Source organism: Pseudofrankia saprophytica, assembly GCF_000235425.2.
Classification (GTDB): Bacteria; Actinomycetota; Actinomycetes; order Frankiales; family Frankiaceae; genus Pseudofrankia; species Pseudofrankia saprophytica.
This window is the reverse complement of record NZ_KI912266.1, coordinates 6,188,890-6,213,860: the sequence shown is the minus strand read 5'-3', so window position 1 is coordinate 6,213,860 and position 24,971 is coordinate 6,188,890. Positions and strand designations below refer to the sequence as shown.

Here is a 24,971-nt window from a genome sequence, read left to right as displayed (position 1 = left end):
CGTCCACCCGTCGGGGCTGGCTCAGGTCCGGGTCGCAACCTCCTAGGAGGAGGGCGCGTCGGCGGACCGGACGACGCGGTAACCGGCGCTGGCGAGCAGCCGGGGGATCAGGCGCACCATCTGGGCGTCCTTGTCCTTCGTCTCCGTGGACAGTTCGTCATACGGCCGGATGTCGGGGTGGATCAGCCGTTCGTTGTCCCGGGCGTCGCCGCCGCGCCAGCCGTGCGCGAGCCGGTTGCGCATCCAGCGCTCGTGCTCGTGGCGGGCCAGCAGCTCCACCTCCTCCGGGGTGAACGTGAACGACGGCGCGTCCGACGTCATCCGGGCGCTGGCGCAGCCGATCAGGTTCAGCTTGGTCTCGATGTCCCGGGCCTGGTCGTAGTTGTTGGAGCGGTACTTCTCCGGCAGGTTCTCCCACGCGACCAGCGCCTCGTTGTCGTCGCTGGCCTCGCCGGACTCCAGCCGCTGGCGGCAGTAGTCGGCGTGGATCGCCTCGGCCCAGGCCTCCAGCCGGTCGTCGGACACGTCATCAGGATCGCAGGCGGCATCGAGCTGCGGAAAGATGACCATGTCGTCGTAGAGCGCGTCCATCGGGCCCTGCCCCTCCTGCCTGCCCGGGCGCAGCGCGTCCCCGAGCGGGCTTCCCCTGTCCACCCGGACCACGACCGACCGGCGGGTCGGCGGCCGGGCCGTCGCGAGTGCCTTGCGCAACGCCAACTCCTCGTCGCCGTAGCAGACGAAGATCTGCTCGACGAAGCCGGCGCCGGTCGCGCGGGCATGCGCGCGCCGGTCAAGGTCCGCCTCGTCGGCGCGGACGTCGTGGCAGTCCAGGTCGAGCAGCGCGTCGAGGACCTCGTAGCGGGCGCGCAGCGCGTGCACGGCCGCGCTCGCGCGCTCGTCGACGACGACGACGGGCAGCCGGGAGGCGTTCTCGCCGAGGATCTGCCTGCGTCGCCGGGCGATCTGGAGCAGCAGCTCCTGGCCGAACGGCGACAGGCCCGCGACGACGACAGGCCCGCCGCCCGCCGGCGTCCAGGCCGGCGCGAGGTCGTCGAGCAGCAGCCGGGCGCCGAGGCGCGCCGTGTTGAAGAAGCCGACGGTGACCGCGTCACTCGCCGGCTGGCGTAGCAGCAGGATCCACAGCGCGTCGAGTACGTCCGGGTCGGACTCCTCGGCGTAGCAGCGCAACGGGGTGGACCGGTGGCGCCCGGCGGTGGTGGCGATGGTGGCGGCGGTGATCAACACGGCCGCGTTGCGGCCGGTCGCGGGCCCGGTCACGTAGAGCCGGTCGGCGCGGGCGACGCCGGCGCGGCGCAGCACCGCCGCGACGGTCGGGTCACCGGCGAGCACGGTGACCCGCTGGTCGCCGACCAGGCCGGCGAGCTCCGCGTGGGCGCCGGGAGCCACGAGCACCACCTGGGCGCGCTCGGCGCGCAGCTTCGCGATGAGCGCGAGCGCGCCTGGCCCGTCGCCGCAGACGACCGCGTGGCCATGGGCGAGCCGGGCCCGCAGCCGGGCGACCGGCAGCACGAGCGCGTCGGCGAGCGCGTACAGCGTCGCCGCCGGGGCGAGGAACCGTGCCACCTGCAGGGGCGCCGACAGTGCCGTGTCGGGCAGGTCGGGCGGCTGGAAGACGAACAGGCCGAGGGAGCCGTAGAGCAGGTCGAGGAAATGGCCGCCGAACGGCCCGCCGCCGCCGGCCGCCGTGTACATCAGCCACTGGCCGGCAATCCCCAGGCACATCGCGGCGACGGCCGCGGCCCCGCACAGCACCCGCCACCCGCGCGGGTCGACGAGCAGCGTGCGTAATCCGTCCGTGACCGTGTCACGGCGTGTCCGACGCGATCGGCGTTGCCGTTCCCCGGCGTCGCTCGCCACGCTCGTCAGCTCTCCTCGTGTCTCCGAACGGAGTCGGTGGGTCCGTTCGGAGTCTCGACGGGTTCGTGGAGTTCTGGAAGGTCCTGGAGTTCCTGAAGTTCCTGAAGTTCCTGGAGGTCCTGGAGCGTGCGGAAGGCGGTACGGGCGGGAAACGGTGGGCCTGTGGTGTTCTCACCCGGGTCGATGGCCTCGCGAACACTATGACTATCGGCGGCATTTGGCGCCGGCAACGCGGTGGTCGGCTCTCCGACAGCGATCGGTGAACGAGTCCGAAGGGCTCCCGAACGACCGACCGGGCCCGGACGGTGCCCGTGACCGGCAGCGGGAGCGGGGATTCGCTGGTGGGAAAGCGTGGGATTGGGGGCGACGTCCGCTAGGTCACCTCGTGTATCGGTGGACGCGGCGGGCGGTAGCGCGGGACGCTGGCTGGCGTGCTGACCAGGATTGATCACGTTGGGATCGCGGTGGCGTCGCTGACCGAGACCATCCCGATCTACGAGCAGGCGTTCAACCTGAAGTGCGTGCATCAGGAGACCAACGAGCGCCAGGGCGTGCGCGAGGCGATGCTGCTGGTGCACGCGGGTGACACCGGTGGCTCCTACGTCCAGCTGCTGGAGCCGATCCGGGACGACACCCCGGTGGGCAAGTTCCTGGCCAAGCGTGGCCCGGGCATCCACCACATCGCCTACGGCGTCGACGACATCGACGCGGCGCTCGCGTCGCTCACCGTCACCGGCTTCGACCTGGTGAACAAGACCCCGGTGCACGGCACCTCGGGCAGCCGCATCGCCTTCATCCACCCGAAGGGCCTCGGAGGCGTCCTCACCGAGCTGGTCGAGGCCGCCGGCGGCCACTGACCCGGCCTGTCCGTTGTGAAAGAGCTCGCCGCCTTCCCGCATTCTCACACTGAGTATCCGGGTCGACACGGCTGAGTGGCCGCTGGCCGGCCGGTCGAGGTTGGGCCGAGGTCATCCCTTGGCCTCACGACGACATCCCGGCCGGCCGAGCGCCGACCGTGGCGGATGGACGTGCCCATAGGCACGTCGAACTGACACACTTCGGACGACCGGGTGTGGACCGTGTCACCTCAGGACGCCTATAGGGACGGCCATCCGCCACGGTTCGGACTTGGTCTTAGGTGGCGGCCCGCAGGGCGGCGGCGCGGTCGGTGCGCTCCCAGGTGAGGTCGGGCAGCGAACGGCCGAAGTGGCCGTAGGCGGCGGTCTGCCGGTAGATCGGGCGCAGCAGGTCGAGGTCGCGGATGATCGCCGCCGGGCGCAGGTCGAACACCTCGGCGACGGCCCGGGCGATCGCGGCCGGCGGCACCTGCTCGGTGCCGAACGTCTCGACGAACAGCCCGACCGGCTCGGCCTTGCCGATGGCATAGGCGACCTGCAGCTCCACCCGGTGGGCCAGGCCCGCCGCCACCACGTTCTTCGCGACCCAGCGCAGCGCGTACGCCGCCGACCGGTCGACCTTCGACGGGTCCTTGCCGGAGAACGCGCCGCCGCCGTGCCGGGCCGAGCCGCCATAGGTGTCAATGATGATCTTGCGGCCGGTGAGGCCCGCGTCGCCGACCGGGCCGCCGACCTCGAACCGGCCGGTCGGGTTCACCAGCAGGCGGTATCCGTCCACCTCCAGCTCGCCGAGCCGGCCGCCCAGGCCGCTGATCTCCTCGACCAGCCGCTTGAGCTCAGGCTCGACGACCTGGGAGCGGACGTCGGGTGCCAGCTGTCCGTCCAGGTCGACGCCGGGGGCGTGGTGGGCGGAGAGGACGACCGTGTCGAGGCGGATCGGCCGGTCGCCGTCGTACTCGATCGTGACCTGGGTCTTGCCGTCGGGACGCAGGTAGGGGAGCGCGCCGTCATGCCGGGCGGCGGCGAGGCGGCTGGCCAGCCGGTGCGCGAGCGTGATCGGCAGCGGCATCAGGTCCGGCGTCTCGTCGGTGGCGTAGCCGAACATGATGCCCTGGTCGCCGGCACCCTGACGGGACAGCTCGTCGACGTCACCGCTGTCCTCGCCGGCTCGCGAGCCCTGGCGGCCAGCGGGGCCGAGCCCGGTGCGGGCCTCGTAGGCGTTGTCGACGCCCTGGGCGATGTCGGGCGACTGGGCGCCGATGGAGACCAGCACGTCGACCGTGGCGGCGTCGAAACCGGTGGCCGCGTCGTAGCCGATGCCGGCGAGCGTGCGGCGCACGGTGGCGACGACGTCGACGTCCGCGCTGGTCGTCACCTCGCCGGCGACGTGGACCCGGCCGGCGGCGAGCAGCGTCTCCACCGCGACCCGGGAACGCCGGTCACCGCCGAGGTAGGCGTCGAGTAGTGCGTCGCTGATCTGGTCGGCCGCTTTGTCGGGATGGCCCTCGGTGACCGATTCCGAGGTGAAAAGGCGTCGGGACATGAAATACCTCGTTTCGCGCATGCCGACGGTTCTCGGCCGGGAGTGGATGACGCGAGCCAGTGGGCAGGCGTCCATCCTCGCCCCCGTGCGGCACTTTCCCCGGCATCCCGCGGCGCCGCCTCAGCCCGTGCCGCGCGCATTCCCGGCATTGATCCCGAACGCCTCGCGGGAGGCTCGTCGTCCCCGACCGGTCCAGACCGGCGCCACCCTCTTCCGATAGCGGAGCGAGATGAAGCGAGAGCGGGTGGCGTTCATGATGAGATCGAAATCTTCGGGTGAAGACGTTGTGCATCAGACTCTGTTCAATACGTGAATGTGTATCGCGGAAGGTGGCCGATCGGTCGCGTTGTGGACAGGTGGAATTCGAGGCTGATTGTGGCGCCGGTCACGATGGTGTAATGGAAAGCGCTGAAGGAGAGCGAGAGACACGGAGGGTCAACGATCGGGACCGTAGGAGGCCACGATTCGTGTTTGCCTTCGGGGCCCGCACCCGCTTATGTTTGCTCTCGTCCGGCCCGGGGCGCACCTTTCCCGGGCCGTGCGAAACACCGGACCGACGCCGCGTCTGCCCACGGTCCCGGTGCATGTCGTCTCTTTATCGCGGGGCAGAAACGGAGGAGCCCGGAACCGGGCTCAGCCGGAAGGATGCCAGCAGGGAAGCTGCGTTCTCCAGGCGCGTCCCGGCCTCAGGATGGCCAGGGCGCCACCGCGCCATTCCAGCATCGTTCTCGCTGTTGGTGTGCGCGTGTTCCGTTGGTGTAGCGGGAAAGCCATTTCTTGTCGATCCGACGCAACCGCAAGAGCAGCCTGCGCAACCGCCTCGCCGCCATCGTCGCGGCGGGGGCCGTCGTCACTACCGGCGGGCTGATGGCTGCCTCTCCGGCCAGCGCCGCGACCGTCTCCGACACCACCATCGCCGCCGCCGCGAAGCGGGCAGGCCTTGCCGGCTGCCGTGGCGTGTCGACGGGCACCTGGGTGGCCATCGCCCTGGCCGAGTCGCGTGGCAACACGCACGCCCACGCGACCGGGATCGAGGACTCGCGTGGCCTGTGGCAGGTCAACCTGTGGGCCAACAGCGACCTCGTCGGCGGGCGCAACCTCTACGACATCTCCAACAACGCCTGGGCCGCCAAGCGCGTCTGCCACCGCCAGGGCCCGACCGCCTGGTCGACCTACACCAACGGCGCCTACAAGCACTTCCTGGCCCGGGGCCACGCGGCCGCCGCAAAGGTCTGAGCGGAGCCCGACCAGCTCGGGCCGAACGACCGAAGGACCGAACGACCGAAGGACCGAATGACGCGAGGCCTCCCCGAGTTCGGGGAGGCCTCGTCGTCGTCCGCGGGCTCTTCCGGCACCGGTTTCGACGCCGAATTTCCTGGTGTTCGCGGTGGGCCGCCGGCCGCCGGCCGGCGACGGCCGTCAGGCTGCCGCGGGGACGCGGCGGCGGAGGCGGAGGAGGGGGATGCGGCGGTCGCCGGCCTTCTTCTGGTACTCGGCGAAGGCGTCCGACTGGGCGACGAACCCGGACCACTCGTCGTCGTAATCGGCGCCGGTGATCTCGGTCGCGGTGACCTCGACGGCGCCGTCGCTGGTCTCGATCGTCGTGTCGGGGTGGGCGATCAGGTTGTGATACCAGGCCGGATGCGTGGGGGCTCCGGCGAACGACGCGGCGACGACCCAGTCGTCGCCGGATCGGCGGCCCAGCACCGGGTTGACGCGTTCGACGCCGGTGCGCACGCCGATGCTGTGCAGCAGGATCAGGCTGCGGCCGAAGCCGCCAGTGGTGACGGTCCCGTTGTTCGCGCGGAATTCCGCGATGACGGTGTCGTTCCAGCTCAACGCAGTTCGCTTCCTTCGTCCGTCGGGGGATCCCAGGAGGCCTCGATCGCGGTGGTGAGGCCGGGCGGCGGACGAGGGTCCGCTACCCGGGAAACGTAACGCCGACGGCGGCTCTCCTCTGCCGGGGCACGCCGGACCGCGAGGCGAGGCGGCGTTGTCCACGCTGTTGACAGGCGCCCGTCGGCGTTCCCAAATGATCATTGACCCGGCCCGCGCCGCCGCTGACCGGCACCGCGAGGGTCGAACCGGGCGACTCGCCGGGATCGGGCGCCATAGGCTGACGCGCCATGGAACTGTGGGAGCTGGTCGCGCGCGAGCAGGTACGGGACACGGTGGCGACGTACAGCCACAGCGGCGACCGGCTTCTGCTCGACGATCTCGCGGCCTGTTTCACCGCCGACGGCGTGCTGGAGACCAAGGGCGGCTGGACGGCCCGCGGCCGAGCGGAGATCATCGCCCGGCTTTCCGGGGTGCAGGCCCTGACCGCCGCCACCACGGCGCCAAGGCCGGGCTCCGGTCTTGGCGGCGTCGGTGGCCTCGGGGCCGAGGTCGGTGCGCCGGCAGGCAACGGCGCCGCGCCGGCGGGCAGCGGTCCGGCGGCGGGTAGGGCGTTCATTCGACACTTCGTCGCGAATCTGCGGTTCGACTCAGTGACGCCCGAGCGGATCACCACGTCGGCCTACTTCGCCGTGCTGACGGCCACCGGCCCGGACCACTGGGGCCGTTATCGCGACATCCTGGTCCCGGCCGAGGGGCGGTGGCTGTTCGCCCACCGTCTCGTCCGCACCGATGCCTACACCCCTGGCTCGCCCTTCCGCGCTCCCGACGAGCCGGCCGCCCGCTGAGGTGTGCGTCCCCGCCAGCCTTAGCCGGCGTCTTCGGGGGCGAAGCCGGAGAGGGCCGGGACGGCCGGGATGAAGTAGTAGGCGCCGCTGACCGGGGTGGTGAACCGGGTCAGCGCGTCGCGCAGGCCGTCCTCGGTGGCGCCCGCCATGCGGCGCAGCATGAGGTCGAGGATGCGTTGCTCGGCGGCGAAGCCGACGAACATCGTGCCGTGGTCGGTGACCGTGCCGTAGGCGGTGTTGCGGCGGAAGATCTTCAGCTCCTCGCCGTCCTCCTCGACGACGGTGCGCGAGACGTGCGAGGTCGCCGGCATGACGGACTCGTCGAGCTCGACGCTGTCGGCCTTGGTGCGGCCGATGACCTTCTCCTGCTCGGTGACACCGATCGCCGCGAAGCTCGCCGTGTCGTGCGTCCACTTCTGGAACAGCAGCACGCTGCCGCCGGCACCCGGCCCGTCGGGGACGATCGCGACGCCGGGCGCCGCCAGCATCGACGGGTTCTCGGTGCCGTCGATGAAGCCGGTGAGGTCGCGGTCGTGGGCGTACACCCAGCCACCGACCTCGGTGGCGACCGTGGCGACGCCGTCGAGCGCGCTGATCACGTCGAGGCCGTTGGTGTAGACGGCGGTCCGGTTGGCCCCGGCGATCCACAGCAGGGCGTCGTGCTGGGTGGCGGGCATCTCGAAGCCGTCGGCACCGACGATCGGCTCGTTGAAGCCGGTGACGCCGGCGGGCAGGCCATCGGGCGCGACCTGCGCCCACAGTTCCGGCCGGAACCCGACCACCAGGTTGACGCCACCCCCGGTCGACAGCGGCCCGACCAGCCCCGCGACCGCCTTCGCCAGGTCCACCGCGGAAATGCCGTCCCGGAGGTCGAACTCCAGGTAGCTGTGCTCCGGCGCCCCAAGCCCGAAGATCCCCGGCTGCGTCACTGATCCGCCCTTCCCATCGACGTCACGTGCCGTCCGGCTTGTCCCCGGTATGGCTGACCCTGCGACGTTACCGTGCACGGACCAGGCGACTTCTCGCGGTGGCGCGGAGCTGGGTCGGGCTCGCCCGGAACGGTGACCGAAGGCCGTGGGCACGGCGGCGGGTGGCCGTCGCTACACCTCGAACAACGGGACCTCGCCCGGCATCGGCTGGTCCAGAACGCGGCGAAGCCGCAGGACCGCCCGCCGCCAGTCCTCGGCGCCCGCGGCCTCCGACCACAGCTCGGCCAGTTCGGAGCCGTCGGAGAGCACCCTGTCCAGCGCCTCGACCGCGAGCGAGCGAAGGTCGGCGGGGAACGCGGGCAGCGGCTCCAGCGGCCAGCGGGCGTCGCTGACCGGCTCGCCACCCGGACACTGCGCGGCGATCAGCGCCGCCGCGACGACGACGTGCGAGCCGTCGTCGATGGCGGGGTGGTGCTCGCCGTCGACGACCCGCGCCAGCAACCGTTCGACCAGATCGACCCGGTTCTCGGCCGGCGCGTCGAGGAGGTCATCGACAAAGTCGAGCGCGCCGTCGTTGTCGAAGTGTCCCGGTCCCCACGCACCCACAGCGGTCTCCTTGTGTTCGGCGCTGCCGGGTGATTGTCGCGGTCGCTACCGACACTTTTCGCCGGTCTTCCTGGCCGTGTCGGGGCGAGAACCGATGGTCGGCCTGGTCCACGGTTCCCGTGGACGTGCCGACGCTACCTGCCAGCACCGGGACAAGTGCCGTGCCTCCCAAGGATGATTCGTCGACACAAATCGGCCGCGACTATGGCGGACCCGGCGACCGGACCCGGCGACCGGGCCCGCCGGATCAGCCTGGCCGATCTGAAGCGGATTCTGGGGCGGCCTCCGAATCGGTACGCGGCGCCAGCCAGTCGGGCCACGGTACGGGTGGGTTGGGTAGCGGTTGGACGCCCTGCCTGGTCAGGAGCTCGGTAAATCCCGTGGGGTCAGCGGGCACGGCCCGTGGGTCCCCGGTCATGATCTCGTAGAGGGTGGCGCCTTCGGGCCCGGCCACCAGTGGTCCGAAGACCGCGCCGTGCTCCAGGGTGATGTGCGTGCCCGCGGGGCAGGGGCGGTCGCCGATGAGGACCTCGCCGGCGACGACGAAGACGAAGTGGTCCGACAGGTGGCCGTGTCGCTCGACGATCATCCCCGGGTCGTAGCGGGCGTAGATGACCATCCGTTCCCCTGACCACTCGAGGAACTTCTCCCAGACCGACACCCGCCGCCCGTCGGCGTGCGTCTGCGCCTTCACCTCGTTCCACGGCACGTCCCCCACTGAGACGATCTTTACCTCCGGCTTCGCTTCCGGCACCGTTCCCCCTTCCTGATCCCAGGGCTTTGACGCCAGGCCATCCCGCCGTCGCGGCGATGGGTGTGGCGTGGGTCTCGACAGGTCGCTCGGCGAAAAGTAACTTTCCGAAAAGCGATTCGCAATCCTCGCCTCGCACGGAGCACGCCGCACAGCGCAAGGGGGAATGGCCATGGCCGTCATCGACACCACCGCGCCCACGACCGTCACCGGACCGGTCACCCCGGCCCCGGAGGAACTGCCGAAGATCATTTCCGTGGACGACCACATCCTGGAGCCGCGCGACCTGTGGCAGCGGGAGCTGCCGGCGGCGATGCGTGACCGTGGGCCGAAGGTGGTGCGGGAGAAGCTCAAGCTGCACTTCGCCGGCGGCCACTACGGCTTCGAGCGCGACGCGCCCGACGGCCACTGGTGCGACCTGTGGCTCTACGGCGACCTCGTCTACCCGACCGGCCTGCTGCACGCCTCGGCCGGGGTACCGCCGGCCGAGGTCAAGAACCTCCCCGCCATCTACGAGGACTTCCGGCCGGGCACCTACGAGCGCGACGCCCGCCTCGCCGACATGGACGCCAACCATGTCGAGGCGGCCATCAACTTCCCGAACACGTTCCCGCGGTTCTGCGGCCAGGGCTTCTCCGAGCGGCCGGACAAGGACGTGGCGCTCGCCTGCATCCAGATCTACAACGACTGGATGATCGACGAATGGGCGGGCGGCGCCGGGCGGGGCCGGTTGATCCCGCTGTCGCTCATCCCGTTGTGGGATCCCGAGCTCGCCGCCGCCGAGGTGCGCCGGTGCGCGGCGAAGGGCTCCTACGCGGTGTCGTTCTCCGAGAACCCGAGCAAGCTCGGGTTCGACTCCATCCACTCCGGCGCGTGGGACCCGCTGTTCCAGGCCTGCGAGGAGACCGGAACCGTCGTGACGATGCACATCGGCTCGTCGTCGACGCTGCCGTCGACGTCCCCGGACGCGCCGCTGGCGGTCAGCATGTCGCTTTCCTCGCAGAACGCCGAGGGGTCGCTGTGCGACTGGATCTTCTCCGGCACGCTCGACCGATTCCCGAGCCTGACGATCGTCTACGCCGAGAGTCAGGTCGGCTGGATGCCATACCTGCTGGAGCGGATGGACCTCGTCTGGAAGGGTGGCGTCGGTGGCGGAGCCACCCTGCCGAACCCGCCGAGCAGCTACATCAAGGGCCGCGTCTACGGCTGCCTGTTCGACGACCAGCACGGGCTGATCTCGCGGAACGAGGTCGGACTCGACCAGATCGTCTTCGAGACCGACTACCCGCACACCGACGGCACCTGGCCGAACTCCCGCGCCGTCGCCCACCGCCTGTGCGCGGGCGCCGGCATGGACGCGGGCGAGGTCCGCAAGTTCGTCCGCGGCAACGCCATCCGCGCCTTCGGCCTCGAACGCTTTGGGATCAAGGAATGACGCCGACGGGCGCTACAGTCGGCCGGGATGGCTGAGAGCGCGGTGACCAGAACGGACCTGGCGGGGCCAACCCAGGCGGCGGGGCCGGCGGGCGAGCCCAGGTGGGTGGACGAGGTCGGCCTGACCGGGGGAGCCGGCCTGCTCGCCAGGCTGGTTCGGCTCAACATGCTCGTCTCGACCGCGCTCGAGGGTCTGGTTGAACCGTTCGGCCTGACGGTGGCCGACTACCTGGTTCTCGGCACCATCCGGCACTCGCCCGGTGGACGAGGCGCGCCGAGCCGCCTGTGCCGGGTGCTCGGCCGCACGAGCGGCGGCATGACGCTCACCCTCGACCGGCTCGCCGCCGCGGGCCTGGTCCACCGGGCCCCCGACCCGACGGACCGCCGCCGCGTCGTCGTCCGGCTCACCGACGTCGGCGACGCCCTGAGCCGCGGCGTCAACGACCGGCTCCACGAGTGGGAGGACGCCTTGTCGCTGCCCGCGGGCCTGCGCGCCGAGCTCGACCACACCCTCGACACCCTCATCGACGCGGTGACTCCCGACCGACCGCGCTGAGCTGTCCGGCGTCCATACCCGCGCGGTGCGAGCGCGGCCGGCGTTCGCTCAGGTGTGGACGCCGTCGACGTAGACGTCGACCTTCTCGTCGTAGAAGCAGACCAGGCCCGCGACGCGGATGCTCTCCAGCAGCGGGGCCGGGTAGTACCAGACGACGTCCTCGTGGACCTTGCCGTTGACCTCGACCCCGTAGTAGCTGGCCGTGCCCTTGTACGGGCAGCCGGTGCTGGTGGACGACCCGCGGAGCAGCTCGGTGCGGACGTCGCTCAGCGGGAGGTAGTAGCGGGGGCGGATGTTGGTCTCGAACAGCACGGTCGGGCGGGTCGACTCGGCGACCGTCACCCCGTCGATCTCGACCCGGACGTGCCGGGAGCTGGAGAGGATGTCGACCCGGTGGAAGGGGTTGCGGGCGTGGACGTAGACCGGCTCGTCCTCCTCCAGCCAGGTGTCAAAAGAGTCCCAGTCGAGCCGGACCATGTCGCGCAGCTCCGGGAACGGCGAGTCCGGGTAGGTCAGGGCGGCCCCGGCCGCGCGGTGCTCACCCGCGACCACGTCGTGGCGGTGCGCGTCGCCGCGGCTGGGGGAGCGCACGATCTCCCCGGTGGGCTCCAGCGTGGCCTTCAGATCGGCCAGCGGCAGGTAGTAGACGGGGTAGTGCGGGCCTTCCCAGACCAGCAGCGGCCGGACCGTGTCGACGACGACCACACCGCCCAGCAGTGGCCGTACCCGCTTGTGCGCCTGCTCGACCCGAACCCGCCCGCGCGCGCCCGACGCTGCCGCTGATCCCTTGCCTGTCGCGGGTGCGCCGGCGTCCGCCGACGGTTGTGCTGTGGCCGGGTTGGCTGTCGTCTCGGTCGTAGTGGTCGTCGGTTCAGTGGTCGTCATGCGTTACTCCTCCGTCGATCCGCTACCTAGGTAACGGCACCCCCAAGAGCAACCTTCCACGGAACGCCGCCACAGGCCTCCCGCGGGTGGGTGACCGTGGGCCAGGGATCAAGAAGTGGACTATCTGGTCCATAAAGAGCTAGCGTCAGCGGATGGCGCTCACCACGAAGGGGCAGGCGACCCGGCAACGGATCATCGAGGGCGCGGCTGTGTACCTGCGCGGCGACGACCCCGGCGAGGCGACCCTCGACGACATCCGCGCCATCACGGGCACGAGCAAGGGCCAGATCTTCCACTACTTCCCGGGCGGCAAGGAGGAGCTGCTGCTCGCGGTGGCGCGGTACGAGTCGGAGCGGGTCCTCGCCGACCAGCAGCCGCACCTCGGCGCGCTGACCTCATGGGCGGCCTGGGAGCGCTGGCGGGACGCGGTCCTGGCCCGCTACCGGGCACAGGGACGCAACTGTCCCCTGGGGTCGCTGATGAGCCAGGTCGGCGGCACACCGGGCGCGGCCGAGGTCACCGGCACCCTGCTGGCGAACTGGCGGGCCCACATCCGGCGCGGTATCGAGCAGATGCAGGCTGCCGGCGAGATCCGCCCGCGCCTCGACGCCGACCGGGTCGCCGCTGCCTTCGTCGCCGGCATCCAGGGTGGGGTCCAGGTGCTCAGGTCGTCCGGGAGCACCTGGCACCTGGAGGCGACACTGGACGCGCTGATCGACCACCTGCGCGGCGTCTGAGCTCCGCGCCGCGGCCGACAGCCGCTGGCGTCAGCGCCGGGCGGGCCAGGCGGGCCGGGCAAGATTTTTGGACTTGCGGGTCCAAAAATATCTCCGTAGCTTCGCCCGCATGTCACAGCGACTCGAACACAGGACGGCACTCGTCACCGGATCCACCAGCAACATCGGCCGGTCCATCGCGGTCGCCTTCGGTGCCGAAGGCGCCCACGTCATCGTCTCCGGGCGCGACGACACTCGCGGCAAGGCGGTGGTCGCCCAGATCCGCGCCGCGGGCGGCACCGCCGACTACCTCCACGCCGACCTCGACGGCACGGCGAGCGCCAGCAGGTCACTCGCCGACGCGGCGAGCGACCTGCTGGGCGGGCGCATCGAAATCCTGGTCAACAACGCGGGCATCTATCCGCCGGCGACCACCCTGACCGCGGACGACGCGATGTTCGACCGGGTATACGCCGTCAACGTCAAGGCGCCGTTCTTCCTCACCCAGGCTGTCGCGCCGCGGATGGTCGCCGCGGGCGGCGGGGTCATCATCAACCTCGGTTCCTGGGGTGCCCGGCTCGGCCTTCCTGTCGGCGCCCTCTACGCGTCGACCAAGGGTGCGCTGGAGACGCTCACCCGCGCCTGGTCCGCCGAGTTCGGGCCCCAGGGCGTGCGGGTCAACGCCATCTCCCCGGGGGTCATCGCCGATCCCGACCGGGATCCCGCCGTCGAGCATCCCGCCGACGCGCTCATGCTCGGCACGCCCGCCGGGTCACCCGGGCACCCCGACGCCATCGGCGCGGCGGCCGTCTACCTCGCGTCCGAGGACGCGGCCTTCGTGCACGGAACGGTCATGGACGTCGACGGCGGCCGCACCGGGGTCACCGTCATCGCGGGACCCAACCCTTTCCGCGCCGACGGCTAGCCGGGGCGTCCGGCGGCTACTTCGCGGCGGGCGGCTGGTCGATGCGGACCAGGTTTCCGGAAGGGTCGCGGACGGCGCAGTCCCGGGTGCCCCATGGCTGGTCGGTCGGCTCCTGCACGATCTCGGCACCCGAGGCGCGGATCTTCTCGAAAATGGCGTCGAGATCGTCGCTGTGGAAGTGGACGCCGTTCATGGCGCCCTTGGCGACGAGAGCGGTGATCGCGTCGCCGTCGGCGGGGCTACCGGCCAGGTAGTTCGTGAGGACGATCTCGACGCCGGGCTGGGCGGCCGAGCCGACGGTGATCCAGCGGAAGCCCTCGCGGGCGACGTCGTTGCGCAGCTCGAGGCCGAGCGCGTCGCGGTAGAAGGCCAGCGAGAGGTCCGGGTCCTGCACCTGGACGAAGCAGCGAGCAAGTGTGAGATCCATGTCCGCAACGCTAGGGCGCCGGCGTCGGGAGTGCTTCTCCGATCCTGCTCGGACCACGGCTGGGGCGGGTGAGGTCCTTCGCGACGCAGCCCGGCACGTTCGCGAGCGCGCTGTGGTCCCGGGCCCGGTAGGCCGTCGGCGTCTCGCCCACCAGCTCGGTGAAACGCGCGCTGAACGAGCCGAGCGACGTACACCCGACCGCCATGCAGACGTCGGTGACCGACATGTCGCCGCGGCGCAGCAGCGCCTTCGCCCGCTCGATGCGCCGCGTCATCAGATAGGAGTAGGGCGTCTCCCCGTACGTCGCGCGGAACTGCCGGGAGAAGTGCGCGTTCGACATCAGCGCGGCGCGAGCGAGCGCGGCGACGTCGAGCGGGCTCGCGTACTCGCGGTCCATCAGATCGCGGGCGCGACGCAGGTGCGCGAGGTTGGCGAGCTCCTCCGGCGTCACGAACCCCAGCGTAACAACGCGAGCGTGACGCCCCGTTGATCGCGCCGCCACTCGCCGCGGGCCTCGCGGCGCCCGTCACCCGGAGCGCCCGCCCCATCCCGGCAGGCCACATCGGGGCTCCGCCCCGCCCGTCGGCCCCAACCCCACCTGCCTCGACGAAGGCCACCGCCGCCCGGGCCGGGCGCTCAGCGCCCGACGTAGGCGGCGAGGTGCTCGCCGGTGAGGGTGCAGCGGGCGGCGACGAGGTCGGCGGGGGTGCCCTCGAAGACGATCCGGCCGCCGTCGTGGCCGGCGCCGGGGCCGAGGTCGATGATCCAGTCGGCGTGGGCCATGACCGCCTGGTGGTGCTCGATGACGATGACCGACTTGCCGGCGTCGACGAGCCGGTCGAGCAGGCCGAGCAACTGCTCGACGTCGGCGAGGTGCAGGCCGGTGGTCGGCTCGTCGAGGACGTAGACGCCCCCCTTGTCGGCCATCCGGGTGGCGAGTTTCAGGCGCTGGCGCTCACCGCCGGACAGGGTGGTGAGCGGCTGGCCGAGGCTGAGGTAGCCGAGCCCGACGTCGGCGAGCCGGCCCAGGATGCTGTGCGCGGCCGGCGTGTGCGCCTCGCCGGCACCGAAGAACTCCTCCGCCTCGGTCACCGGCATCGCGAGCACCTCGCTGATGTCGCGGCCCCCGAGGTGGTATTCGAGCACCGACGCCTGGTACCGCTTCCCCTCGCACTCCTCGCAGGTGGTGGCGACGCCGGCCATCATCGCCAGGTCGGTGTAGATGACGCCGGCGCCGTTGCAGGCGGGGCAGGCACCCTCGGAGTTGGCGCTGAACAACGCCGGCTTCACGCCGTTCACCTTGGCGAACGCCTTGCGGATCGGGTCGAGCAGACCGGTGTAGGTCGCCGGGTTGCTCCGCCGCGAGCCGCGGATCGGGGTCTGGTCGACCGACACCACCCCGTCCCGGCCGGACACCGAGCCATGGATGAGCGAGCTCTTGCCCGAGCCCGCGACCCCGGTGACGACGACCAGCACGCCCTGCGGGATGTCGACGTCGACATCCCGCAGGTTGTGGGCGTCGGCGCCGCGGATCTCCAGTGCTCCCAACGGCGTGCGCACCGACGACTTGAGGGAGGCCCGGTCGTCCAGGTGCCGCCCGGTGAGCGTCCCGCTGGCCCGCAGCCCGTCGACGGTGCCCTCGAAACAGACGGTGCCGCCGGCCGTACCCGCGCCGGGGCCGAGGTCGACGACGTGGTCGGCGATCGCGATGACCTCCGGCTTGTGCTCCACGACGAGGACGGTGTTGCCCTTGTCGCGCAGCCGCAGCAGGAGGTCGTTCATCCGCGCGATGTCGTGCGGGTGCAGCCCGATGGTCGGCTCGTCGAAGACGTAGGTGACGTCGGTCAGCGACGACCCGAGGTGACGGATCATCTTGGTGCGCTGCGCCTCGCCACCGGACAGGGTCCCGGTGGCGCGATCGAGCGAGAGGTAGCCCAGGCCGATGTCGGTGAACGAGTCGAGGGCGTGCCGCAGCGCCGCGAGCAGCGGCGCCACGGAGGGCTCGTCGAGGCCGCGCACCCACTCGGCCAGGTCACTGATCTGCATCGCGCAGGCGTCGGCGATGCTGATGCCGTTGATCTTCGACGACCGGGCCGCCTCGGACAGCCGGGTGCCGCCGCACTCGGGGCAGACGGTGAACGTCACCGCCCGCTCGACGAACGCGCGGACGTGCGGCTGCAGGGAGTCGATGTCCTTGGAGAGATGCGACTTCTGGATTCGCGGGATCAGCCCCTCGTAGGTCAGGTTGACGTTGTCGACCTTGATCCTGCGGGCCTCGCCGTACAGGAACTCCTCGCGCTGCTTCCTGGTGAACCTGGCGATGGGTATGTCGGCGGGCACCACCGCGGCGAAGATCCGGCCGAACCAGCCGTCGGCGCTGTAGCCCGGCACGGTGATCGCACCCTCGGACAGCGACTTGCTCTCGTCGAACAGCTGCGCCAGGTCGATGTCGGACACCGACCCCATGCCCTCGCAGCGGGGGCACATGCCGCCGATGCGGTTGAAGGTCGCCTTCACGGTCTTCTTGGCACCGCGCTCGACGGTGATCGCGCCACTCGCCCGGACCGAGGCGACGTTGAAGGAGAACGCGTTCGGCGAGCCGACATACGGCTTGCCGAGGCGGCTGAAGACGATCCGCAGCATCACGCCCGCGTCGGTGGCGGTGCCGACCGTGGAGCGTGGGTTGCCACCCATCCGCTCCTGGTCGACGATGATCGCCGTCGTCAGGCCCTCCAGCAGGTCGACCTCGGGCCGCGCCAGCGTCGGCATGAAGCCCTGCACGAAGGTGCTGTAGGTCTCGTTGATCAGCCGCTGTGACTCGGCGGCGATCGTGCCGAACACCAGCGAGCTCTTGCCCGAGCCGGAGACGCCGGTGAACACTGTGAGGCGGCGCTTCGGGATCTCGATACTGACGTCCTTGAGGTTGTGCTCGCGCGCACCCCGCACCCGGATCAGATCGTGGCTGTCGGCGTCGCGGCCGCCGGCGCCGCGCTGCGCGGGTGCCCGCGTGTCCGTCCTCGTGGCCGTGCTCATCGTGTCTCCATGAAAGTCACGCTAGCGAGAGCACGACAGTCCGTGCTTCTCGATTCCTGACCGATCCGGCCCCGACGGGTCCGGCAGACCGTCTCGTGACGCGTGGCGGCCAGACGCGTGGTCCGGCACGGCGTCGTCATGGGATCTCCGGCGGCGAGGAGCGCCGGGTGTTGGCGCGGAACGTGGTTGTCAGGCACCGACGTGGATGTGAGACGCCCATACCAGGGGCATGCGAGCCCACCTCCCGCGGGACGCGCGGGCGGCGGCGTGGACGGCGGTGGAGACGTCTCCACCCTCGGCGAGGGCACCGTAGATGTCCTCGGCGATGTAGGCGGCGTGCTGGTCGCCGATCGGCCACAGCGTGGCGATCACATGCCGGTAACCGGCGAGCTGGAACGCGGAGGCCAGATGGATCGCCTCGTCGGCCAGCGGGCCCCCGGGCCGGGCGGTGGAACAGGCCGACAGGAATGCCAGTTCGACGTCGTGCAGGCGTAGCCGGGCGACGTCGAGCACGGAGAGTGGCCGGACCCGGTGGTCGGCCAGCAGGAGCCGGCCGGCCGAGGGGGCGTCCAGATCGGCGGTGGCGTGGCAGGCGAAATGCGCCCATCTGGCGGTCGGCAGTCGGCTGAGGACCGCCTGCCGGGTGGCCCGCGTGCCGGTCAGCAGGTCGACCTGGCCGGGGAACCGGGCCCGCAGGGCGGCGGTCTCGACCTCGGCGCCGGGCAGGTCGGAGGCGCCGGGGGTGTGTGGCATGGCCACCGCCACCATCCGCCCACGGCCGAGTTCGACACGGCCGCCAGCGTCCACGGGGCTGGCAGCGCGGGCGTGCGCCAGGGCGCGGACAGTCGGGGTGTAGGACGAGATCACCCTGTCCAGGACCGTGGCCGCGGCCAACCCGGACGGGGCGCGGTGATACCCGGCGGCGTGCACCGGCAAGAACGACAACAGATCTGAGGTACACCACCACAGCCGCGGCCACCGGCCACCGTCACCCGGCGGGCCGACGATGCCCAGCCGGTCTAGGACCGGACCGGCGAGGACGTCCCACAGCCAGCCGAGGATCTCACCTATCCGCTCCTGCGCCGCGACGCGGGAAGAGGCCTGGCCGTCCAGCGCCGCGAGGAGGGCGACGACCTGGTCGTACACGGTCTGCGGGGTCAGCCCGGCCAGCCGCACCGCGTCCACCCCGCCGCCGGTCAGGAGCAGCGCGTACGAACCGAACTCCGAGACCGCCACGATTACCACCGGGCCGTTGGAGGCGGTCACCAGCAGTTCGGCGGCCGGTGGCGGTCGAAGGAACCGTTCGAACCCATCGAGGCCGCGGATGTTCGCGATCAGGTCGTCGAACGCCACGCCCGCCGCCCGCCGTTCGGTGCCGGTCGGCGCGGACGGACCCTCACCAGGCTCGGTCCGCCCCGGTCCTGCCTGGTCGTCGGCCCGGTCCAGAACGTCGCGCAGGTTGGTGAACGACGCCGCCAGCTCCGGATGCCGCTCCGCCAGGGCGGTCAGGTCGGTGCGGGTGTCCAGCGCCTGGCCCAGCAGCACCCCTCGGCCCTGCTCGAACAGCTCCACCGCCCGTTCGACCAGACCGACTCGCAGGCAGCAGGCCGCCGCGTCCGCGCCCAAGCCCGCGAGCTCCGCCAGCAGATGCTCCTGATCGCGGCGTGCCAGGCGGCGCGGCGCCACCTGTCCCAGCAGCTCGATCGCCGTCGTGAACCCCGTCATCGCCTCCGACCATCGCCCGCCGCCCGCCGCCGCGAGGCCCCAGCCGCGCGCCGCACCCGCTCGAATCCGTGGCGGCGCCCCCAACGTCTCGGCGGCCGCCTGGTAGGCGTCGATCGCGGCGTCGAGGTCCGCCGGACGTCCGCCCCGCTCGAACCGGGTCTGCAACGAGTCGGCGAGGTTGGACAGGCGCCCCGCGCGGTCGGGGTGGTCGGGTGGGGTGGCGGCGACGGCTGCCTGGGCGGCCTGGATCGCGTCGTCCAGGTCTGCCTGCCGTCCGCCCTGCTCGAACCTGGTGCGAAGGGCGACGCCGAGATTGGACAGCATCGCGGCGCGGTCGGGGTGGTCGGGTGGGGTGGTATCCACCGCTCCCTGTCCGGCCTCGATCGCGCCATCCAGGTCGGCTGGCTGTCCACCTCGCTCGAACCTGGTGCGAAGGGCGATGCCGAGATTGGACAGCATCGCGGCGCGACGGGGGTGGTCGGGTGGGGTGGTCTCCACGGCCGCTTGTCCGGCCTCGATCGCGGCGTCCAGGTCCGCTAGGTCGCCATGGTGCCCGAACCGCGTTTGTAGGACGACACTGAAATGGTCCAGCCGCTGGCCGCGACTGGGATGATCGATATGGGTGGCATCCACTGTGATCTGGCCGGCCTCGATCGCGGCCTCCAGGTCCGCCAACTCCCCGGTCCATTGGAACCTGGTGTGAAGCGCGGTACCAAGGTTGGCCAGTATCGCGGCGAGGTTGGGGTGGTCGGACGGGGTGGCCTCCACGGCGACCCGAAAGGCCTCGATCGCGTTGTCCAGGTCCGCCAACACCCCGCCTTGGCGGAACCGGGTCCAGAGGGCGCCCCCAAAGGTGGACTGCAGCACGGCGCGGTTGAGGTCGTCGGGTGAGACGGCGTCCGCCGCGGTCTGGCCGGCCTCGATCGCGGCATCCAGGTCCGCCAGCTCCCCGGTCCGCTCGAACCGGGTCAGCAGGGCATTGGTGACGTTGGACAGCATCGCGGCGCGGTCGGGGTGGTCGCCGGGGACGGCGTCCAGTGCCTGTCGGAACAGGTCGATGGCCCCGTCAAGCGCGGACGGGTCGCCTGTCCGCATCGTCGCCTCCATCAGGTCGACAGCGCGGTCGGACAGGAGCTGGGGAGTATCGGTGGCGCCGTGTCGCTGCTCGTCGAAGTAGGCGCGCACCTCGTCGGGGACGGCGTCCGGGTGGGCCTCGTACACCGGTTCGAGAAATGCCAGTGCGGTCTCGAGGTCCTGCTGGTCCTCGCCGGTGTCGGGGGCCCAGTAACGCGCGAAGTGCAGCCATCCGACTGCCCGCGCGATCTCCAGGTCCGCGGCCGGGTCGGAGACCGTCTCCAGCAACGCCGCTACTTCGGCCAACGCCTCAGGGTCCAAGACAGTCGCCGGATTCTGGTCGATCTCAAACTGGTCCAGTCGTGCCCACAGCCGCGCGATTAAACGCTCCCGCATTCCTCGTCGCCCCCGTGTTGCCCGTCGGGCCGCATCTTCGCGACATCCGCGCTCCGATGCCGAAGCCGTCATGAACAGTTGCGTTCACGTTATCGGTGACGTTGGCGGCGTGGCAGCACTACTGGAGCGGAAGCGGCTTGAACGGGACCGTCGTGATCAAGCCGATGCCCCCATCACCAGACCGACCATCACCAGACCGACCCACCCGTGATGACCGCCGCGCCCATGGAGCTCGATGGGACTGGCCACGCGCGGCAGCCCGAGACCGGTCCGGGCCCTGGACGGTCGCTTGTCTGATCCATCGACAGGCGGTCGAGGGGATGCTCAGGGAAACGGGTGCCGGCGGGCGACCGTGGACCGCCCGCCGGCACTGGATGGCTCTTCGCTGACCGCTTCTCAGGGACCGGTTACTTCTTGAGGACCTGGCCGCAGGCGAGTTTGCTCGTGACGTCGTACTTCGTTCCGTTCAGCTGCACGAGCGACCCGCAGGGCGCGTTGACGACGTGGTTGAGGGGGTACCGGGTCTGCGGTACCGCGCCGTCGACGTAGTAGCTGTAGTCGCTGTTCAGGGTCTTCAGGAAGCTGTCGACGGTGAGGTCCTTGCCGGTCTTGGTGGCGGCGTCGACGAACATGTCGGCGGCCCAGTAGCCGGCCATGGTGGGCAGGCTGAGCGTGGCGTCGGGGGCGTACTTCTTGAAGTCGGCGACGAGCTGCTGGACGCCGGCCGACGAGGTGTCCTCGGTCGGTGACCACTGCAGCAGGGCGTAGGACTTCTGCAGCCCGGCGAAGTTGGCGGCGGCCAGTCGTGGGTCGTAGCCGACGGCGGAGATGTGCTTGCCGGGGAAGCCGGCCGCGCCCAGTGCCTGGATCAGCTTGGTGGTCGAGGTGAAGTCGGTGACGTAGAGGACCACCTGCGGGGGCGCGCCGCTGGCGGCCGTCATGATCTTGCTGACGATCGGGGTGGCGTCGGTGAGGCCGGAGTCGGGGATCGGGTTCTCGGCGTAGACGACCTTCGCGCCTACGGACTGGACCTGGAGTTTGATGTCGGACAGGCCGGTGCGGGCCGAGTCGTCGTCGTTGCCGATGAGCGCGACCGTGCGGCCCTGGGCGTCGCCGTCGAAGAGGTTCTGGATCATCACGCCGTACAGCGAGGACGTGCTCACGGTCAGGTTGGTGAGGCAGCCGGTGATGCCGAAGCCGACCGTGTTGCCGCAGTAGCCGCCGTTGAAGCCCCAGCCGAAGAACGGCACGGCCTCGGAGCAGAAGGTGTCGAGGTAGCTGGCGGAGCTGGTCATCTCGGGGACGACGGCGAAGACCTTCTCCTGGTCGGCGAGGACCTTGGCCTGGCTGGCGTTGCGGCTCGAGTCGTTGCCGTCGTCGAGCGTGCCGATGTAGTCGATCTTGCGGCCGTTGATGCCGCCGGCGTCGTTGGCCCGGTCGAAGCGGACCTTGGCGCCGATCTCGGTGCCGGCCATGGTGCTGCCGCTGGGGCTGGTCAGGTAGGCGAGGCCGCCGACCTTGATGGAGGTGTCGGTGACGCCGCGGGCTGGGTCGGCGGCGGTCTGGCCGCACTTCAGCGAGCTCGCGTCTACCGTGATGCCGCCGTCACTCCAGTCGGACGGCGGGACGGCCTTGATGGCGCCGGCGGCGACGGTCGGGCCGCTGCTCGTCGTCGTGGAACCGCCGTCGCCACCGCAGGCGGCGAGGCCCGTGGTCAGGGCCGTCGCGGCGGCGAGGACGGTCATGAGCCGCAGGGCTCGCATCGGGAACTCCCTCGTATGACCGACGCGCCCGCCAGCGGCGAGCGCGGGATAGGTGAACGGGATACGTGAACCGGCTGGCCGCGCACGGCCCGGACAGGCGGGCCCCCGCGGCATGCGCCACCTGGACGGCCTGGCCGCGCGGTGGCAAAGCATTGCAGACTTAATATTGGATACTTTATTTGGCCGAAGATTACCATGGGTGGCCCGCCGCGTTGACGCTCCCATCCGCCGATCCACCAGGACTGCCGATCCACCAGGACTACCGTCATGCCCGGGCCGCGGGACAGGCCGCGGCCGGGACGGGCGGGAGGCGGACGGGATGGAGCTGCGCGAGGCGATGCGCACGTCGGGGGCCGTGCGTAAGTTCACCGACGAGCCGGTGTCGGACGAGGTGCTCGCGCGGGTGCTCGACGAGGCCAGGTTCGCGCCCAGCGGCGGCAACACCCAGCCGTGGACGGTGCTCGTCCTGCGCGACCCGGGGATCCGCCGGGCCATCCGCGACCTGGTGGTGCTCGGCTGGCGCGAGTACCGGGCGCAGGTCCAGGCCGGGGTGCGCCCGTTCGCGCCGGGCCCGGACGGCCGCTGGCACGGGCCGGCGATCGACCTCGCCGAGGCGGCGGCCACCCCCGCGCCGTCGTCGTTCGCCGACAACCTCGACGAGGTGCCGGTGCTGCTGGTCCTGTGTGCGCGGCTCACGGCGCTCGCCGTCATGGACGTGGACCTGGAGCGGCAGAGCATCGTCGGCGGCGCCTCGGTCTACCCGTTCGCCCAGAACCTCCTGCTCGCGGCCCGGGCCGAGGGCCTGGGCGGCGTGCTGACGACGTTCCTCGTCCGCCGGGAGCCGGAGGCCGCCAAGCTGCTCGCCATCCCGCCGGACCACGCGATCGCGGCAGTCGTCGCCCTCGGCCACCCCGAGCGGCGGGCCACGAAGCTCACCCGCCGCCCGGTCGAGGAGTTCGCCCGGCTCGACACCTTCGACGGCGAGGCCTTCCCCGGCCCCGCGCCGGCCGGCTTCGGCATCAGCCCTGGGTGACACCCCCGGCGTCGATCGGCTTGGGCTGGGGGGCGAGCAGCGGGGACGTGGTGTTGGAGGGCCACTGGGGACGGTAGTAGCCGCGGAAGTGCAGCTCACCGCCGCGCAGCTCGCGGATCGTCAGGAAGTCACCCTTGTAGCCGCGGTGGTCGTAGGGCGCGAACGTGATGTACGCGCCGGGGCCGCCGTTGGTGCACGGCATCCACTTGATCTTCTCCAGCCCGAGCCGGACCTGCTCGGGCGTGGGGATCGCCGCGTTCGCGATGCCGTGGATCGCGGCCCGCGCCGTGTCGTAGCCGAGGGCCACGACGACGTTGCGGGTGACCCGGCCGAACCGCGCCTCGAACCGGCGGACCATCGCCTCGTAGTTCGGGTTCGCGCCGTCCTCGCCGAGCTGGTCGACGCCGTGCCAGCCCTCCAGGCCCTCCGCCCAGGCGTTCGAGTTCGAGTAGAACATGAACGCCGTGCCCATGAACCGCGGCGGATCCCAGTCGAGGGCCTTGAACGCCGCGGCGAAATGGAAGGTGGAGTAGCCGTAGCCCATGTAGACGATGGCCTCGGCACCCTGGGCGCGCATCGTCTCGAGGTGCTGCTGGAGGCCCTTCGGATTCGGCCCCAGGCTGACCTCCTTGACGATCTCGACGCCGACCTGCTGCGCCGCCGTCCGGAAGAAGTCCGAGTAGTGGTCGCCGGACGAGCCCTTCTCCCAGAAGAAGCCGACCTTGGTGTGACCCTGCTGGGCGCACCAGTTCGCGCCCATCACCGACTCCGTCGGGATGTCGCCGTTCGCGACGGTGAAGCAGTAGTCACCGGCGAACTTCACGCTGCCGGTCCAGCCGATGCAGGAGACGCCGGTGCGGTTGGCGGTGTCCTGCAGGTTCAGCGAGTTGTCGGAGATCATCGGGCCGAGCACGACGACGCAGCCGTCGTCGACGAGCTGCTGGTATCCCCGGCGGACCTTGAGGTAGTTCTCCCTGGGCAGCCCGCGCGCGTCGACGGTGCGGATCTCGACCGGCCGGTCGTAGACGCCCTCGTTCAGCGCGTCCTCGACCGCGAGAATCGTGGAGTCGACCCAGTCGGACAGCAGCTGGCCGAGGTCCATGTCGACCAGGATGCCGATCTTCACCGGCTCGAACGGATCCCCCTGGGTGACGAGGCCCCGCGTCGGCGGATACACGACGATCGACTCGACCGCCTTCTCGCCCACCCGGCCGCCGCCCTCGTACCAGCGGCCCGCCGGGTCGTTGTAGGCGACGGTGTCCGTCCCGCGCTCGACCGTCGAGACGGCCCGGTCCGGCTGGGCGATCCCGTGATCCACTGGCGCCGGGAAGAGGCGCTCGGCATACCGTCCGGCGTTCTCCTGCCCAGGCTGGTCCTGGCCGGTTGAGACCTGCTCGCTCATCCAGACTCCTCGCCGCTCACTCGCCGTCGCCGCCTGCCCGGCGGCTGGCGAACGATCGTTCAGTACAGAGAACCACTGCTCAGCGGTACGTCTACCACCGTCACCCTGACCGGGCAAGAAGTCCCCGCCCGCCGCGACCCGGAGATCATTCTGGCGAGCGGATCGACGCCCGCGCGTGGCCGGCAAAGATCCACGAGGGTGGTCGAGGCGTGGCAGGGGTGTGCGCGGCCGGACTATTGAGCTAATCTTCCTGACCTGGAGCAGGTGATGCCGGGCACACTGTCGGCGCCGCGGGTCTCAGTTGCCCATCTGATGGGTTGGTCGGGCGGGCCGGTGGGGTCCATCCGTCAGGGG

General features: G+C 71.0%; 21 protein-coding genes. 8 read left to right on the top strand and 13 right to left on the bottom strand.

Features of this window, described 5'->3' with window-relative positions; genetic code table 11:
- Window positions 1-42: 42 nt before the first annotated feature.
- A complete protein-coding gene (locus FRCN3DRAFT_RS0226335; RefSeq protein WP_007509506.1) occupies window positions 43-1,878 on the bottom strand; it encodes a RyR domain-containing protein in 1,836 nt (611 codons plus the stop codon).
- 431 nt (window positions 1,879-2,309) lie between these two features.
- Between FRCN3DRAFT_RS0226335 and mce the strand changes: the two genes are divergently transcribed.
- Window positions 2,310-2,735, top strand: coding sequence for a methylmalonyl-CoA epimerase (mce, locus tag FRCN3DRAFT_RS0226325; protein ID WP_007509510.1), 426 nt, complete (start codon window positions 2,310-2,312; stop codon window positions 2,733-2,735).
- Between the two features lie 277 nt (window positions 2,736-3,012).
- Here the strand turns inward: mce and metK are convergent, their stop codons facing one another.
- Entirely contained in the window at window positions 3,013-4,278 is a 1,266-nt protein-coding gene (metK, locus tag FRCN3DRAFT_RS0226320) for a methionine adenosyltransferase (RefSeq protein ID WP_007509512.1), read from the bottom strand.
- 777 nt (window positions 4,279-5,055) lie between these two features.
- Between metK and FRCN3DRAFT_RS0226315 the strand changes: the two genes are divergently transcribed.
- The gene (locus FRCN3DRAFT_RS0226315) at window positions 5,056-5,514 is read left to right on the top strand and encodes a transglycosylase SLT domain-containing protein (protein ID WP_007509513.1); all 459 of its coding nucleotides are present in this window, start codon (window positions 5,056-5,058) and stop codon (window positions 5,512-5,514) included.
- Window positions 5,515-5,697: 183 nt separating this feature from the next.
- On the opposite strand, the gene FRCN3DRAFT_RS0226310 is transcribed toward FRCN3DRAFT_RS0226315, so the two are convergent.
- On the bottom strand, window positions 5,698-6,117 hold the full coding sequence (locus FRCN3DRAFT_RS0226310) for a nitroreductase/quinone reductase family protein (RefSeq protein WP_007509515.1): 420 nt from the start codon (window positions 6,115-6,117) through the stop codon (window positions 5,698-5,700).
- 287 nt (window positions 6,118-6,404) lie between these two features.
- Here FRCN3DRAFT_RS0226310 and FRCN3DRAFT_RS0226305 point away from each other — a divergent pair, with 287 nt between their 5' ends.
- The gene (locus FRCN3DRAFT_RS0226305) at window positions 6,405-6,962 is read left to right on the top strand and encodes a nuclear transport factor 2 family protein (RefSeq protein WP_007509516.1); all 558 of its coding nucleotides are present in this window, start codon (window positions 6,405-6,407) and stop codon (window positions 6,960-6,962) included.
- Between the two features lie 20 nt (window positions 6,963-6,982).
- On the opposite strand, the gene FRCN3DRAFT_RS0226300 is transcribed toward FRCN3DRAFT_RS0226305, so the two are convergent.
- The 3 genes from FRCN3DRAFT_RS0226300 to FRCN3DRAFT_RS0226290 form a co-directional block, all read right to left on the bottom strand.
- Window positions 6,983-7,891, bottom strand: a complete 909-nt coding sequence (locus FRCN3DRAFT_RS0226300; RefSeq protein WP_007509518.1) for a Dyp-type peroxidase — start codon at window positions 7,889-7,891, stop codon at window positions 6,983-6,985.
- Between the two features lie 171 nt (window positions 7,892-8,062).
- Window positions 8,063-8,497 (bottom strand): DUF4259 domain-containing protein, encoded by a 435-nt coding sequence (locus FRCN3DRAFT_RS0226295; protein WP_007509519.1) that lies wholly within the window; start codon window positions 8,495-8,497, stop codon window positions 8,063-8,065.
- Window positions 8,498-8,744: 247 nt separating this feature from the next.
- Window positions 8,745-9,251, bottom strand: coding sequence for a hypothetical protein (locus FRCN3DRAFT_RS0226290; RefSeq protein ID WP_007509520.1), 507 nt, complete (start codon window positions 9,249-9,251; stop codon window positions 8,745-8,747).
- A 169-nt stretch (window positions 9,252-9,420) separates the two neighbouring features.
- On the opposite strand from FRCN3DRAFT_RS0226290, the gene FRCN3DRAFT_RS0226285 reads away from it, so the two are divergent.
- Both FRCN3DRAFT_RS0226285 and FRCN3DRAFT_RS0226280 read left to right on the top strand, forming a co-directional pair.
- A complete protein-coding gene (locus FRCN3DRAFT_RS0226285) occupies window positions 9,421-10,683 on the top strand; it encodes an amidohydrolase family protein (RefSeq protein ID WP_007509522.1) in 1,263 nt (420 codons plus the stop codon).
- 27 nt (window positions 10,684-10,710) lie between these two features.
- On the top strand, window positions 10,711-11,238 hold the full coding sequence (locus tag FRCN3DRAFT_RS0226280; protein ID WP_007509523.1) for a MarR family winged helix-turn-helix transcriptional regulator: 528 nt from the start codon (window positions 10,711-10,713) through the stop codon (window positions 11,236-11,238).
- Window positions 11,239-11,286: 48 nt separating this feature from the next.
- On the opposite strand, the gene FRCN3DRAFT_RS0226275 is transcribed toward FRCN3DRAFT_RS0226280, so the two are convergent.
- Window positions 11,287-12,123 carry a DUF427 domain-containing protein gene (locus FRCN3DRAFT_RS0226275; RefSeq protein WP_007509525.1) on the bottom strand — a complete coding sequence of 279 codons (837 nt, stop codon included), beginning with the start codon at window positions 12,121-12,123 and terminating at the stop codon, window positions 11,287-11,289.
- Window positions 12,124-12,275: 152 nt separating this feature from the next.
- On the opposite strand from FRCN3DRAFT_RS0226275, the gene FRCN3DRAFT_RS0226270 reads away from it, so the two are divergent.
- Window positions 12,276-12,860 carry a TetR/AcrR family transcriptional regulator gene (locus FRCN3DRAFT_RS0226270; RefSeq protein WP_007509526.1) on the top strand — a complete coding sequence of 195 codons (585 nt, stop codon included), beginning with the start codon at window positions 12,276-12,278 and terminating at the stop codon, window positions 12,858-12,860.
- A 109-nt stretch (window positions 12,861-12,969) separates the two neighbouring features.
- A complete protein-coding gene (locus tag FRCN3DRAFT_RS0226265; protein WP_007509527.1) occupies window positions 12,970-13,764 on the top strand; it encodes an SDR family NAD(P)-dependent oxidoreductase in 795 nt (264 codons plus the stop codon).
- Window positions 13,765-13,780: 16 nt separating this feature from the next.
- Here FRCN3DRAFT_RS0226265 and FRCN3DRAFT_RS0226260 read toward each other — a convergent pair whose 3' ends face one another.
- The 5 genes from FRCN3DRAFT_RS0226260 to FRCN3DRAFT_RS0226240 all read right to left on the bottom strand — a co-directional run bounded on the left by FRCN3DRAFT_RS0226260 (window position 13,781) and on the right by FRCN3DRAFT_RS0226240 (window position 22,182).
- Window positions 13,781-14,191: a VOC family protein gene (locus FRCN3DRAFT_RS0226260; RefSeq protein ID WP_007509528.1), complete on the bottom strand. Its 411-nt coding sequence runs from the start codon at window positions 14,189-14,191 to the stop codon at window positions 13,781-13,783.
- Between the two features lie 10 nt (window positions 14,192-14,201).
- Window positions 14,202-14,642 carry a helix-turn-helix transcriptional regulator gene (locus FRCN3DRAFT_RS0226255; protein WP_007509530.1) on the bottom strand — a complete coding sequence of 147 codons (441 nt, stop codon included), beginning with the start codon at window positions 14,640-14,642 and terminating at the stop codon, window positions 14,202-14,204.
- Between the two features lie 185 nt (window positions 14,643-14,827).
- Window positions 14,828-17,224 carry an ATP-binding cassette domain-containing protein gene (locus FRCN3DRAFT_RS0226250; RefSeq protein WP_007509531.1) on the bottom strand — a complete coding sequence of 799 codons (2,397 nt, stop codon included), beginning with the start codon at window positions 17,222-17,224 and terminating at the stop codon, window positions 14,828-14,830.
- 189 nt (window positions 17,225-17,413) lie between these two features.
- A complete protein-coding gene (locus tag FRCN3DRAFT_RS0226245) occupies window positions 17,414-20,329 on the bottom strand; it encodes a CHAT domain-containing tetratricopeptide repeat protein (protein WP_232794151.1) in 2,916 nt (971 codons plus the stop codon).
- Between the two features lie 497 nt (window positions 20,330-20,826).
- Window positions 20,827-22,182, bottom strand: coding sequence for an ABC transporter substrate-binding protein (locus FRCN3DRAFT_RS0226240; RefSeq protein WP_007509535.1), 1,356 nt, complete (start codon window positions 22,180-22,182; stop codon window positions 20,827-20,829).
- A 319-nt stretch (window positions 22,183-22,501) separates the two neighbouring features.
- Between FRCN3DRAFT_RS0226240 and FRCN3DRAFT_RS0226235 the strand changes: the two genes are divergently transcribed.
- Complete coding sequence (locus tag FRCN3DRAFT_RS0226235; protein WP_007509537.1) at window positions 22,502-23,215, top strand: nitroreductase family protein; 714 nt, start codon at window positions 22,502-22,504, stop codon at window positions 23,213-23,215.
- On the opposite strand, the gene FRCN3DRAFT_RS0226230 is transcribed toward FRCN3DRAFT_RS0226235, so the two are convergent.
- A complete protein-coding gene (locus FRCN3DRAFT_RS0226230) occupies window positions 23,202-24,617 on the bottom strand; it encodes an ABC transporter substrate-binding protein (RefSeq protein WP_007509538.1) in 1,416 nt (471 codons plus the stop codon). The two genes, FRCN3DRAFT_RS0226235 and FRCN3DRAFT_RS0226230, sit on opposite strands and share 14 nt — an antisense overlap.
- Window positions 24,618-24,971 lie beyond the last annotated feature (354 nt).